At 60.6% G+C, this 12944-nt stretch carries 12 protein-coding genes; 7 read left to right on the top strand and 5 right to left on the bottom strand.

Going from position 1 to position 12944, the window contains the following annotated elements:
• Window positions 1-92 precede the first annotated feature (92 nt).
• The 4 genes from zwf to ACWNRM_RS05130 all read right to left on the bottom strand — a co-directional run bounded on the left by zwf (window position 93) and on the right by ACWNRM_RS05130 (window position 6008).
• Entirely contained in the window at window positions 93-1598 is a 1506-nt protein-coding gene (gene zwf / locus ACWNRM_RS05145; protein ID WP_485169743.1) for a glucose-6-phosphate dehydrogenase, read from the bottom strand.
• A 95-nt stretch (window positions 1599-1693) separates the two neighbouring features.
• Window positions 1694-3247 carry an efflux transporter outer membrane subunit gene (locus ACWNRM_RS05140; RefSeq protein ID WP_485169864.1) on the bottom strand — a complete coding sequence of 518 codons (1554 nt, stop codon included), beginning with the start codon at window positions 3245-3247 and terminating at the stop codon, window positions 1694-1696.
• Window positions 3248-3309: 62 nt separating this feature from the next.
• Window positions 3310-4890, bottom strand: coding sequence for a DHA2 family efflux MFS transporter permease subunit (locus tag ACWNRM_RS05135; protein WP_485169744.1), 1581 nt, complete (start codon window positions 4888-4890; stop codon window positions 3310-3312).
• On the bottom strand, window positions 4887-6008 hold the full coding sequence (locus tag ACWNRM_RS05130; RefSeq protein WP_122050635.1) for an HlyD family secretion protein: 1122 nt from the start codon (window positions 6006-6008) through the stop codon (window positions 4887-4889). Before ACWNRM_RS05130 ends, ACWNRM_RS05135 begins: the two co-directional genes overlap by 4 nt.
• A gap of 492 nt (window positions 6009-6500) precedes the next feature.
• Here ACWNRM_RS05130 and ACWNRM_RS05125 point away from each other — a divergent pair, with 492 nt between their 5' ends.
• From ACWNRM_RS05125 to ACWNRM_RS05105, 5 genes are read left to right on the top strand one after another with little or no spacing between them, the layout of a single operon-like run.
• The gene (locus tag ACWNRM_RS05125; RefSeq protein ID WP_485169745.1) at window positions 6501-7727 is read left to right on the top strand and encodes a molybdopterin molybdotransferase MoeA; all 1227 of its coding nucleotides are present in this window, start codon (window positions 6501-6503) and stop codon (window positions 7725-7727) included.
• Window positions 7717-8790: a GTP 3',8-cyclase MoaA gene (gene moaA, locus ACWNRM_RS05120; RefSeq protein WP_485169746.1), complete on the top strand. Its 1074-nt coding sequence runs from the start codon at window positions 7717-7719 to the stop codon at window positions 8788-8790. The genes ACWNRM_RS05125 and moaA overlap by 11 nt, the downstream gene beginning before the upstream one ends.
• 1 nt (window position 8791) lies before the next feature.
• Complete coding sequence (moaC, locus tag ACWNRM_RS05115; protein ID WP_122050632.1) at window positions 8792-9292, top strand: cyclic pyranopterin monophosphate synthase MoaC; 501 nt, start codon at window positions 8792-8794, stop codon at window positions 9290-9292.
• Entirely contained in the window at window positions 9285-9554 is a 270-nt protein-coding gene (locus tag ACWNRM_RS05110; protein WP_485169747.1) for a MoaD/ThiS family protein, read from the top strand. The genes moaC and ACWNRM_RS05110 overlap by 8 nt, the downstream gene beginning before the upstream one ends.
• A gap of 2 nt (window positions 9555-9556) precedes the next feature.
• Window positions 9557-9991, top strand: a complete 435-nt coding sequence (locus ACWNRM_RS05105) for a molybdenum cofactor biosynthesis protein MoaE (protein WP_181950280.1) — start codon at window positions 9557-9559, stop codon at window positions 9989-9991.
• Window positions 9992-10001: 10 nt separating this feature from the next.
• On the opposite strand, the gene ACWNRM_RS05100 is transcribed toward ACWNRM_RS05105, so the two are convergent.
• Entirely contained in the window at window positions 10002-10787 is a 786-nt protein-coding gene (locus ACWNRM_RS05100) for a sulfite exporter TauE/SafE family protein (protein WP_485169748.1), read from the bottom strand.
• Between the two features lie 198 nt (window positions 10788-10985).
• Here ACWNRM_RS05100 and ACWNRM_RS05095 point away from each other — a divergent pair, with 198 nt between their 5' ends.
• Window positions 10986-12485: a leucyl aminopeptidase gene (locus tag ACWNRM_RS05095; protein ID WP_485169749.1), complete on the top strand. Its 1500-nt coding sequence runs from the start codon at window positions 10986-10988 to the stop codon at window positions 12483-12485.
• Window positions 12482-12928 (top strand): DNA polymerase III subunit chi, encoded by a 447-nt coding sequence (locus ACWNRM_RS05090; RefSeq protein WP_485169750.1) that lies wholly within the window; start codon window positions 12482-12484, stop codon window positions 12926-12928. The genes ACWNRM_RS05095 and ACWNRM_RS05090 overlap by 4 nt, the downstream gene beginning before the upstream one ends.
• Window positions 12929-12944: the final 16 nt, after the last annotated feature.

Here is a 12944-nt window from a genome sequence, read left to right as displayed (position 1 = left end):
GGCGCCCCATTCTGTAGGCCGGAGACCCGATGATCGCCTAACGGAGGACGCGGCCCGACAACATTCAGGCAACCTGCGCTGCGCGGGGGCCGTCACGCCACCGGAATCCAGCGCCGCCCGTCACGCGCGAGAAGCGCATCTGCCTCCTCGGGTCCCTGCGACCCCGCCGCGTAGAAACTCGGCGCTACAGCACTGGTCGCTATCTGATCAATCGCAGCCCAGGCGGCCTCGATGGTGCCAGCGCTCTGGAAAAGCATCTGGTTACCTGCCATGCAGTCATGTAACAGCGCCTCATAGCCGACATTCGGCACTTTCGGGAAAAACGAGTCGTAGAGAAAACTGCTGGTTACGGGGGCAATCACCTCTTCCAGTCCGGGCTGCTTGGCATCAAACCCTATGGAGACACCCCGGACAGGATCGAGAAGAAAGCGGATGACATTACCTGTGCGCGGGTCGTTCATGTCCTGATTGAAAAGCGCATAAGGCGGCTTTTTAAAGACAATGTTGATCTCGGTGCGTCGGGCCTTCATGCGTTTGCCCGTGCGCAGATAAAACGGCACCCCACCCCAGCGCCAGTTATCGATATCCAGCCTCATGGCGACGTAGGTTTCTGTCTGACTATCGGGCGCAACCCCGGGTTCGCCGCGGTAGGCCGCGACGGGTGACCCGGCAATCTCACCTGCCCCGTACTGGCCCGTCACGCAATCCTGCGCGCGCACCGGGCGTATGGCTTCCAGCAATCGCGTCTTTTCCTGACGTATCGCCTCAGCGGCCAGAGAGGATGGTGGCTCCATTGCAATGAGGCTGAGCAGGACAAACAGATGGTTGGGCACCATGTCGCGCAGGGCACCCGTATGCTCATAGAAGGCGCCCCGGCTTTCAACGCCAATCGTCTCGGCGGCCGTGATCTGCACATGGTCGATATATTCGCGTCGCCAGATTGGCTCGAACAGGACGTTGGAGAAGCGGGCTACCAGAATACCCTGATTGGCTTCCTTGCCCATGAAATGGTCGATGCGATAGATCTGGCTCTCGCGGGCCTGCTGGCGCAAGGCCTCGTCGAGAGCACGCGCCGATGTCAGATCATGACCGAATGGCTTTTCGATGACGATCCGACGAAATTTTCCCTCCTCCCTGAAAAGCCCTGCCTTGCCCAGCGCCGTGGCGATTGGCTCGAAGAAACGAGCCGCAACCGCACAGTAGAAAATGGCGCTTGAGTCACCAAGGGTTTCCGCCAGGGTGACGAAAAGTTCGGGGCGGGTGAAGTCTCCCGCAATATAGTGGGCGTTGTGCGTTACCCGGTCCCACGTAGCACGATCGAGATGCGGGCATGAGAATTCCGCGGAAGGATCTTTCCCATCCTGCTCAGCCAGCGTGAACAGACGGTCAGCCCAATCCTGGCCAGTCTGTTCCGCTCGGTCGATCGCGATGATCTGGAATCCCACAGGCAGAGCGTCTGCAACGGCAAGATCATAGAGCGAGGTAAGAAGCAGACGGCGGGTCAGATCGCCTCCCGCTCCAAAAATGACCAGCTTGCAGGATTCAGAAACGGGCGCTTGCCCGATAACATTCCGAAGCTGGTCAGCGAGGGTCGACATGGTCTTTCTCCATCCTTCTCAATGAGCAGAATGAAAAAGCCCTCAACCCCCAATAGATCGACTAATTATTTTATCCTTCTCAAACAATCACGTGATCAACCGCGCCGCGGACTGTCATTCCCCAGTTGTCGAACCGTGGCGTCTTCTGGCTTGTCTTGCGGGAATTGTGTCTCCCACCCCCCGCCAAGGGCGTTGTAAAGCCGCGCCAGATTGCTTGCGATGGTCGTCGTGCTATCGGCCAGCTGCAACTGTGCCGATAGCAGGTCGCGCTGGGCAGAAAGCACATTGAGGTAGGTTGTCAGACCGCTGCGATACTGCTCCTGCGAGAGCTTGAGCGCGCGCTGGCCCGCCATGACTGCTGCCTGCAACCCGTCGCGACGGCGTTGCTCGTCACGATAGGCCACCAGGGCGTTGTCCACATCACGCCAGGCACCGAGAACTGTTTGTCGATAGGTGATTGCTGCCGCTTTCTGGGCATAACGATTAAGCTCAAGTTGGCCACGCAGCCGACCGCCCTGGAAAATAGGAAGCGAAATGGACGGACCGATATTCCACGCACGCGCGTTCCAGAAACCCAGATCGCGGAACGAAAGCGATTGCAGACCGAAATCGGCACTGATCGTGATCTTGGGATAGAATTCAGCCTCCGCCTCGGCCACATTCGCGACAGCCGCGTGAAGCTGAGCCTCAGCCTGCCGGATGTCGGGGCGTCGCTGGGCCAATTCGGAAGGCACACCCACTGGCACGCGGGGGGGCACGACCGGAATGCCGGCGGTGCGCGTCAGTTCGTCGTTCAATGTGCCAGGCGGCGAGCCGAGAAGCAGGCTGATCGCATTGATCTGCTGGGCAATACGCTGCTCGATCTGGGCAATCTGGGCCGTGGTCGAGTCAAGCTGACTCTCGGCACTCGTCACATCGAGCTCAGTCACGATACCGCTCTTCTGGCGCTCTTTCGCGAGAGAGAGTGTCTGGGCCTGCGTATCGCGATTGGCCTGGGTAATGCGCAACTGTTCCTGCAGGCCACGCAGTGTCAGATAATCATTGGCCATGTCGGCCTGTTGAGCAATCAGAACACCACGACGCTGCTCGTCCGTCGCCTGTAGATCGGCTTTGGCAGCTTCATACTGGCGCGCCACACGCCCCCACAGATCGACCTCATACTGAGCGTCGATCGAGTATTTCCACTGGTTGAGCAGGGGAATTGTGGCAGACCCCACACTCTGATCGAGCAGATTGGCGTTTTGCTGACCCAGCGCCGTCGCATTATCCTTGGCGACACCGGAAAGGATGCGCTGCAGTGATTTGGTGCTGTATTGCGAGCGGGTGTAGGACCCGCTGGCAGAAAGCCCGGGAAAGCGCTCAGCACCAGCCATCAGCAGCTGGGCACGGCTCTGCGCCAGCTGTGCCGTGGCACGCTGGATATCGAGGTTCTGGGTCGCCAGTCGCGTTTCGAGCGAGGTCAGGGTCGGATCGTTGAAGATCTTCCACCAGTTGACATCGGGCGCGTCCGGCGTGGTCAGGCTTCCCTTCTGGCCGGCATGGGCATGCATGTCATACTGGGTGGGCGACCACAGATCGGGTTTCTGGTATTTCGGCCCGACGCAGCCCGGCAGCGAGAGGACCATGGCGAGGGAAGCACCGCACAGCATGAGCGCACGCGGGGAACGGCCAGTCTTCAAGTCATGGCTCCGGAAAATCGTGAAACGGGTCATCAATGGGCACCTCCGGCCGGGCCTTTCTTGGCCACCGGGGACAACAGGAAGCAGAAGGGCACGACAAAGAACGCCATGATGCCAATCACCATGAAGGTCTGGTTGTAGGCCACCATCGACACCTGCTGCAGGAAACTCTGATAGTAGCTGTGTATGGCGTATTGATGTGCGGCCGACTGGGTCAGACCGGCATCGGTCGCTACCTTCTGCACTGTGTTGAGGTAATCCTGTCCGTTGGCATTATAGTCGGACGACCAATGCGCCATCAGGCTCTGGCGCACCTGCTTGGTTTCTGTAATCGCTGCCGTGGCGAGCGAGATTGCCAGAGAGCCCACATAGTTACGCGACATGCTGAACATGGCCGAAGCATCGGAGTTCAGCTCCTTGGGCAGGGTCGAATAGGCAATGGTCGAAATGGGCACGAACAGGAAGGCCAGAGCCGACGTCTGGAAGATACGATATTCCACCAGATGGGCATAACTCGTGGTCGGCACGAGCTGCGCCGAATAGAACATGGCCAGCCCCATCAGGAAGAAGCCGAACGCGATCAGGTTGCGCACCTGAACGAAGCCCATCAGCTTGCCCACAATCGGGATAAGACAGATGATCACAGCTCCGCCCGGAGCGAGCACCTCACCCGAGATCGTGGCCGTATAGCCAAGGACCTGCTGGGCAAACTGGGGCACGATAATGGCGGAGGCGTAAAGCAGACCACCCACCATCGCCATCAGGAACGTCCCAACAGCAAAATTGCGATCCTTGAAGATGGCAAGATTGAGCAGCGGGTTCTTGGCGCGCAGCAGCCAGATCACAGCACCCACCACCCCGGCCACGCCGAGCGCCGCCATGATGATGATGAAGTTAGAGCCGAACCAGTCATCATCCTCACCGCGATCGGCCATGACTTCGAGGCAGCCGAGACCGAGCGAGATCAGGCAGATGCCAATGACATCGACCTTTTCGCGCTTCTGCTTTTCCCATGGCGGGTCCTCCACGAGCGCCGAAACGCCGATGAGGGTTAGGATACCAAAGGGCACGTTGACGTAGAAAATCCAGCGCCAGGAATAGTTATCGACCAGATAACCACCAAGCAGCGGGCCGAGAATGGGGGCTACGATGGTGGCAATGGCGGTCAGACCGAAAGCCGCACCGCGCTTTTCAGGCGGGAATGTATCCAGAATGATGGATTGCTGGTTGGGCTGAAGCCCGCCCCCGAAGAAACCCTGCATCAGGCGGAAAACGATCAGCATGGGCAGGCTTGTCGATAGTCCGCAGAGGAACGACGACACCGTGAACATGGCGATGCAGATCAGGAAGTAGCGCTTGCGCCCCAGAAGCTTGCCGAACCATGCCGAGATCGTCAGCACGATACCGTTTGCCACCAGATAGGAGGTGAGCGCCCAGGTAGCATCGTCATAGGAACTGCCGAGCGCGCCCGAAATATGCGGAAGCGCCACATTGATGATGGTGGTGTCGAGCACCTCCATGAAGGCGCCCAGCGTCACAACCACTGCAATCAACCAGGGGTTGGCTTTGGGCTTCCAGTCGGCATGGTTGTTTTCGCTGGACGCGTCGCTCATTGGACGGTCACCGTCGGCACGACAGAGACGCCAAGCGGCAGGGGCACATTGGGGTCGAGCCCGCTATCGATCAGGATCTTGACCGGCACGCGCTGGACGATCTTCACAAAGTTGCCCGTCGCGTTTTCGGGCGGGAAGGCGCTGAACGCGGCACCCGCGCCGAGCTGGATGGAATCCACATGGCCGTGCAGGGTCAGGTTGGGATAGGCATCGACCTCGATCTCGACCTTCTGGCCGGGACGCATTTTCTGGATCTGCGTTTCCTTGTAGTTCGCAACAACCCAGACTTCAGGCTCGACCACAGAGAACAGCTTCTGGCCGGTCTGGACGAAATCGCCCTGCTCGACATTACGCTGCGAGATCCAGCCATCATGCGGTGCGCGCACTTCGGTCCAGCCGTAATTCAGCTGTGCCTGAACAAGATCAGCCTCGGCCGCCTTGAGGGCAGCGTTCTGCTGCTTCATCGTGGCTTCCTGGTTTTCGATGTTCGGCTTGACCGGGGTCGCCTGCTGCAATTCACCTTCAGCGCGCATGACCTCGGCATGAGCCTGGTCGAGTGCGGCCTTCGAGTAGTCGATATCCTGCTGGGTGGTCGCAGCGCGGGACACGCTGTGCTGGCGACGATAATCCGTCTCGGCCTTGAAAAGCTGGGCCTGCGCCGATGCAAGAGCCCCCTTGGCCGCGATCAGGCGACCGGGGAAGTTCTGCTTGGCGACCATGACCATCTGCGTGGCAGCGGCAAAATTGGCCTGAGCCTGTGCAATGCTGGCTTCAGCCTTGTGCAATGAGGCAATGTAGTCGCGGTCATCGATCTTGACCAGAAGCTGCCCGGCATGGACGAACTGGTTGTCATTCACCAGAAGCTGGGTGACATAGCCGTTCACATGAGGCGCAATCGAAACCTTGCGTCCTGTCGTATAGGCATCATCCGTCTCGATTTGGTTGCGTGTCAGCAGCCAGTAGGCGATCCAGACGATCACCACGACAACGACAACGGCAATCAGGATGATACGCAAAAGGGGGCTGCGTTTCTTGCCCCCGTTCTTCTTGTCCTGCTTGCCGTTCTTATCGTCATCACCCTGCGATGCGCGATTATCCTGCTCGTCGCCCTGCGCCATGTGCATCCTCTCGGCGTTGCTCCGCCCTTGCGCGCAGCAACTCGTTTTTGGCTCTGTAAACCCGAAATTTCATTGCCTGAACTGAAAATGACCGTTCGGTTCGGTCATGGACTAGCATAGGTCTTCGGGGCCTTCAATCATCTGTTTCAGACAATGTCCGGGGTCTTTTTCACCGCCGCCATGCCTGAATTCCTCAGCTCTGCGATATCCTGCCACGCCCCGGCTTACGCCTTCGTTACGCGCTAGAGATCAGACATTACTTGCCCATCCAGCGCATCACGATGGCCAAAAGCCAACAACCCGTCAGATCATCGCGAAGTTGCCCTCTCAGGTCTCGTCGTGCACGACACCATCGCTTCTGTTACGCAAAAGACACAACACATGCAGGGATATATTTGCCTTTGGCCCGGTTCCGCCCCATCTGAGGGCCTGATGCCGGACTCGGCGCATCTGAAATATTGTGGCTGTCAGGGTTCCTTGGGGGGGGCGTATATGGGTGATCTGCTGGATATCGAGACCGCCGAGCGTCTGATTGGTGAAACGCTTGTGCCGTTTCCTGTCGAGGCTGTGCCTCTCGCTCAATGCACCGGGCGCGTGCTTCGCCAGGACGTTCAGGCCGAGCGTGCGCTCCCGCCCTATGATCGCGTTATTCTTGATGGCATCGCGGTGCGCTGGCAGGCGCTGGACCGGATTTTCCGGCTGGCAGCCACGCAACCTGCCGGACATCCTCCCCTCACCCTGCCCCCTCAGCCTGTGCCAGCAGACGCAGGATCTTTTGTCGCGCCCTGCATTGCCGTTATGACAGGATCTGTCGTGCCGACCGGCGCTGACACGATCATCCCGCGTGAGCATTACAGTGTGAAGGACGACCTGATCACCCTGCACGCTTCATCTCACCCGCAAACCGGACAGCATATCCATTGTCAGGGTGCGGATTGCGCCGCGGGTGACATCCTTCTGCGCGCAGGCATCAGCCTTTCCCCACCCGATCTGGCCGTGCTGGCCGCCAACGGGCTCAGCCATCCCCTCGTCGCGCAGATTCCCTCGGTCGCCATCATCTCGACAGGCGACGAGCTTGTAGCCCCCGATGCGCCTGTTGCAGACTGGCAGATCCGCCGCTCGAATGAATATGCCATAGCCGCCTCGCTTGCCCGCAATGGCTTCACCCGTCAGAGCTTTGCGGTGTTACCCGATGACCTGGCAACGCTGACCGATCAGCTTGGCGCGCTTCTCGCGGAACAGGATGTTCTGGTCATCAGCGGGGGCGTATCGATGGGGCAGTTCGATTTCGTCCCGCAGGCCCTCGCTGCGCTGGGCGTGCGCAATATATTCCACAAGGTGGCCCAGCGCCCCGGCAAACCCTTCTGGTTTGGCATCTCGCCCGCAGGCAAGCCTGTCTTTGCTCTGCCGGGCAATCCTGTCTCGGCCCTCGCCTGTTGCAGTCGCCATGTCGTGCCTGCCCTGCTCCGTGCCCAGGGACTTTCGGTAACCCCTCGCCCTGTCCGGCTGGGGGCCTCTCTGGCACCTCTGGCCAACATGACCCGGCTTGTTCCCGCACAGCTCGTTCAGGACGATACCGGTACGGTCATTGCGATACCGCGCCCCATGCCGACCTCGGGTGATTTCAACCGACTGGGTGCAACGCAGGGGCTGATCAGCCTGCCCCCCGGCGAAGCGATATTGGATACCGGCTCGGTCGTGCTGTTCCATGACTGGTGAGGCGCCACAGACCAGCGCACCACGCGACCGGCTCGGACGCCCCTGGCATGATCTGCGCATCTCGGTCATGGACCGGTGCAATTTCCGCTGCCCTTATTGCATGCCGGAATCGGTCTTTCATGACGATTTCGCCTTTCTCGCCCCTGACGCCCGGCTGAGTTTCGAGGCGATCGAGCGCGTGGCCCGCGTGGCCTCCGGGTTTGGTGTCAGCAAGCTGCGCCTGACGGGTGGCGAACCGCTTTTACGGCCCGATCTCTCCCATCTCATCAGACGGCTCGTGGCAATCGAGGGTATTGATGATGTGGCCCTCACCACCAACGCGGTGCTGCTCGAACGCCATCTCGACGCGCTGCACGACGCCGGGCTGACGCGCCTGACCATCAGTCTGGACAGTCTTGACCCGACAATATTCAGCCGCATGAGCGGTGGACGCGCCGTGGTCGAGACCGTTCTGGCGGCCATCGACAAGGCTGCACAACGAGGATTTCCCGGCGGTATCAAGATCAATACCGTCGTACAGCGCGATGTGAATGAAAGCGAGATCCTGCCGCTCGTTGCCCGCTTCCGCCATACCGGCATCACGCTGCGCTTCATCGAATATATGGATGTCGGTACGCGCAACCACTGGTCGCAGAGTGCCGTCGTTCCCTCGGCGGTGGTCCTTGAGCGTATTGCCACCCGCTGGCCAGTCGAGGCCATCGCCCCCCGCTACAGGGGGGAGGTCGCCCGCCGATACCGCTTTACCGATGGCGCAGGTGAGATCGGTTTCATCTCTTCGGTCACGGCGCCCTTCTGTGGCGATTGCTCGCGTGCGCGGCTGTCATCGGATGGGCAGATCTTCACCTGCCTCTTCGCCACAAAAGGTACGGATCTCCGGCCCGCGCTGGCAGATGAGTCGGATGAGGCCCTGCGCGCAGCCCTGCGCGGCATCTGGCATGAGCGCAGCGATCGTTATAGTGAAATGCGTCATCCTGCACCGGTGCAGCCAGCGCCCCCGGAAGACGGACACGGGACGGGGCGGACGGGCGACCGGAAAATAGAAATGTATTATATCGGAGGCTGATGTGACATCGCTGACCCATGTGGATGAAAAAGGCGAGCGGCCCCGTATGGTCGAGATCGGCGACAAGACGGTTACCCGCCGCGAGGCTCATGCCCAGGCCCGTCTGCGCTTTCCCCCGGAAGTCGCGAATACCCTGGCTGATGCCGGTTACATGACCAGCAAGGGCGCGGTACTTACCGTTGCGCAGCTTGCCGGTATCATGGGGACGAAAGCGACATCACAGCTTATTCCGCTCTGTCATCCGCTTTCGCTTACGGGCTGCAAGGTGGACATCACGATCGAGGGCCATGATGCCGTGATCGATTGCCGGGTGAAATGCGAAGGCAAGACCGGTGTGGAGATGGAAGCACTCACGGGTGCCACGGTCGCCGCCCTGACGCTTTATGACATGTGCAAGGCGCTCAGCCACGACATGGTCATTCACGAGGTGCGCCTGATGGGAAAAAGCGGCGGCAAGCGTGATTTCAGCCACGAACCCGGCCACGGGTCCGGCCATGTCTGAAGCCGCCACCCTGACCGGACCGGCCTGCGTGACGCTCGAATATTTCGCCCAGCTACGCGATGAGGCCGGTTGCCCGACTGAAACCGTCACCACTCAAGCGACCACGCTTGCCACGCTTTATGACGAATGTTCCGCCCGGCATGGCTTCAGCCTCCCCCGGATGCGCCTGCGTGTGGCCGTCAATGCCGCCTTCACGCCGTGGGATCACAGGCCTGTCGATGGCGACCATATCGTGTTCATCCCACCAGTTTCGGGAGGTTGACCATGTTCCTTTTAACCGAAACCCCGATCGAGCCAGACAGCGTCGCCCGCGTCTTGAGGCGCAACGAGGCGGGTGGTTACTGCAGTTTCGAGGGATGGGTGCGCAATCATAGCGAGGGACAAGCCGTGCTGGGCCTCGATTATCAGGCCTATCGCCCCCTCGCAGAGGCGGAGGCGGCGCTCATCCTGCAGGAAGCAGAAAGCCGGTTTGATATCGTGGCCGTCTCGGCCATTCATCGTATCGGCAGTCTCGGGCTCGGGGATATGGCGGTATGGATCGGGGTTTCAGCCGCCCATCGTGATGCAGCCTTCGTCGCCTGCCGCTACGTGATCGACGAGATCAAGCGCCGTGTGCCCATCTGGAAACGCGAGCGCTATGCCGATGGCCATTCCGAGTGGATTGCCTGCCACGATACCGAGCCCTCACCCGAGTTGTGATCGGTGGGCCTCAGACGAGGCGCCACCCGACAATAAAGAGCACAGCTGCCAGAACGGAGCGTTGCACGCGCTCATTGACCTGCCCGACGCACAGGCTGCCGAGCACGATGCCCGGGATCGAGCCGCAAAGCAGCGAGACCAGCATCGGAATCTTGACCGCCCCCAGATACCAGTGCCCCATGCCCGCAATCAGGGTGAGCGGTACGGCATGGGCGATATCCGACCCCACAAGGCGCGCCGTACTGAGCGAGGGGTAGAGCAGGATCAGCACAGTCATGCCAATCGCCCCTGCGCCAACAGAAGACAGGGTGACCATCACACCAAGCACAGCACCAAGCACCACGGTAAGCGCCGCCGCCGCGCCGGAGGAGAGCTCGCCCGCATGACGATGGGACCAGGCCTGCAGCTCCTTGCGAAAAAACACGCTGGGCGCGGTAATGAGCAGGGCCACGCCAAGGGCTGTCGAGACCAGACGCGTCGTGTCGTGAGACGGGCTGCCATACCAGTGCAGAAACAGCAGTGAGACCAGCGTTGCAGGCAGACTGCCAGCCAGCATGCGGAACACGACGCGCCATTCCACCGCGCCCCGATGACCATGCACCAATGTGCCTACCGATTTGGTGATGGCCGCATAAAGCAGATCTGTACCCACGGCCGCTTGAGGATGCACCTTGAACAGCAGAATCAGCAACGGTGTCATGAGGGAGCCACCGCCCACACCGGTCATGCCAACCAGAAAGCCCACACCGAGACCGGAGAGCATGTAAAGATAATTGAGGTCGGCAAGCAGTGACATGAACGGGCCTTGGAGCACGAAGCGATGGAAGAGACGGAACTAGGCCATATTTCCGGGCAACAATCAACGCTCATAGTGGTTTGAATTCAATAAACGATTTCGTATCGTTGTTTACAGCAGGGTAGTGGCACTGCGCCTTGCCTTATCCGGTCGCGATGACGATAGTGAGGGCCTTCTCAGCTACAGACCGGAAAGATCATGCTCGATATCCAGATCCAGGCCCCTTTTCCAATCCTGCAGGGCAAGGGCGCCCCGGAATCGGAGCAGACCCTTGTCCTGCTGACTGGCCCCGAATTCGATGTCGCTGATGGTCCGTTCTCGCATCTCGATGCCGCAACGGGCGGGGCGCTCCGCCGGGCTGTTGCCATCTCGCGCTTCAAGGGGCAGCGCGACCAGAGCTGTGTTCTGCTTGCCCCCTGTGCGGCGCTGGCCCGAATCGTTCTGATCGGATGCGGTCCCGAGGACGAGCTGGACATTCCGACGATGGAAGCCGCTGGCGGGCAGGCCGCACGTGCCGTTCGTGACGCCACCCATGCCGATCTTGCCTTTGCGGGTCGCTGCGCCGCGTTCGCCGCCCATGCTGCCTATGGCGCCGCACTGAGCCGCTACAGCTTCGACCTCTATCATACCGACGAAGCGGAAAACGCACCGCAGCTTCAGCGCCTGCATCTGGGTGTCGCCGAGATCGACGCTGTGCGTGAAACATGGGAGAGCCTGAAGGCTGTGGCCGCAGGCGTGTTCCGCGCCCGTGATCTGGTGAGTGAGCCGCCCAATGTTCTGAACCCGCCCGAATTTGCCCGTCGTATCGAGACATTGCGCGATCTCGGGGTCGAGGTGGAGATTCTCAAGGCCGCAGAGCTGCGCGAACTTGGCTTTGGCGCCCTGCTGGGCGTGGCGCAGGGTAGCGATCAGGAAGCCCGCGTGGCCATCATGCGCTATCGGGGTTCGGACGAGGCGCCACTTGCCTTCATCGGCAAGGGCGTGACGTTCGATTCAGGCGGGATCTCCATCAAGCCGGCTGCCGGTATGGATGAGATGAAAACCGATATGGGCGGCGCAGCCGCCGTTGTCGGTGCGCTTGAGGCCGTGGCACGACGCAAGGCGAGCGTCCATGTGATCGGCGTGGTGGGACTGGTCGAGAACATGCTCTCGGGCAATGCCCAGCGCCCCGGCGATGTTGTGCGCAGCTATGCTGGCAAGACCATTGAGGTGCTCAATACCGATGCCGAAGGGCGTCTGGTTCTCGCCGATGTTCTGGCCTACACCAAGGCGCGTTTTGCGCCGCGCCTGATGGTCGATCTGGCCACTTTAACCGGTGCCATTGTCGTCAGTCTTGGCCATGTTCGTGCCGGGCTGTTCAGCAATGACGATGCGCTGGCCAACGCGCTTTTCGAGGCTGGTGAGACCACGGGTGAGGCCGTCTGGCGCATGCCGATGGGCAAGGCCTATGACCGGCAACTGCGCTCGGACATCGCCGATATGAAGAACATCACGGGCCGCCCTGGCAGTTCGATCACGGCCGCGCAATTCCTGGCGCGTTTTGTGGGTGACACACCCTGGGCGCATCTCGATATTGCTGGTGTGGCGTGGCGCAGCGACGCGGCACCGCAATGCCCCAAGGGAGCGACCGGGTTTGGCGTGCGTCTGCTGGACACGCTCGTGCGTCATCATGAAGAGGCAGACAACAAGGCCTCATGAGTGATATCGGCTTCTATCATCTGACGCGCACGACGCTGGAAGACGCCTTGCCGCCGCTATTGGGCCGCACGCTCGAAGCGGGGCAGCGTGCCGTGATCCGGTGTGGCGACGCGGCACAGGTAAAGGCGCTGGACGAGGCCCTGTGGAAGGCGAAATCACCCCTCTGGCTGCCCCACGGCAGCCAGCGCATGGGGTTTGGGCCACGTCAGCCCATCTGGCTGACAAGGGGAGACGATATTCCCAACGGCGCGCGTTTCCTTTTCCTGCTCGATGGCGGTGTCGAGGACGGGCTGGAAACGTTCGAACGTATCTTCACCCTGTTCGATGGCAATGATCCAGAGGCTGTTGCGAGGGCTCGGGCACGCTGGAGCCTTGCCAAGAAGGCCGGTCATAATCTGGCATACTGGCAGCAGCAGGAACGCGGGTGGCAAAAAGCGGGATAAGCCCGCCGCGCCTGAT

The organism is Asaia sp. A2 (genome assembly GCF_057319415.1).
This window is presented reverse-complemented; position numbering and strand designations above follow the sequence as displayed.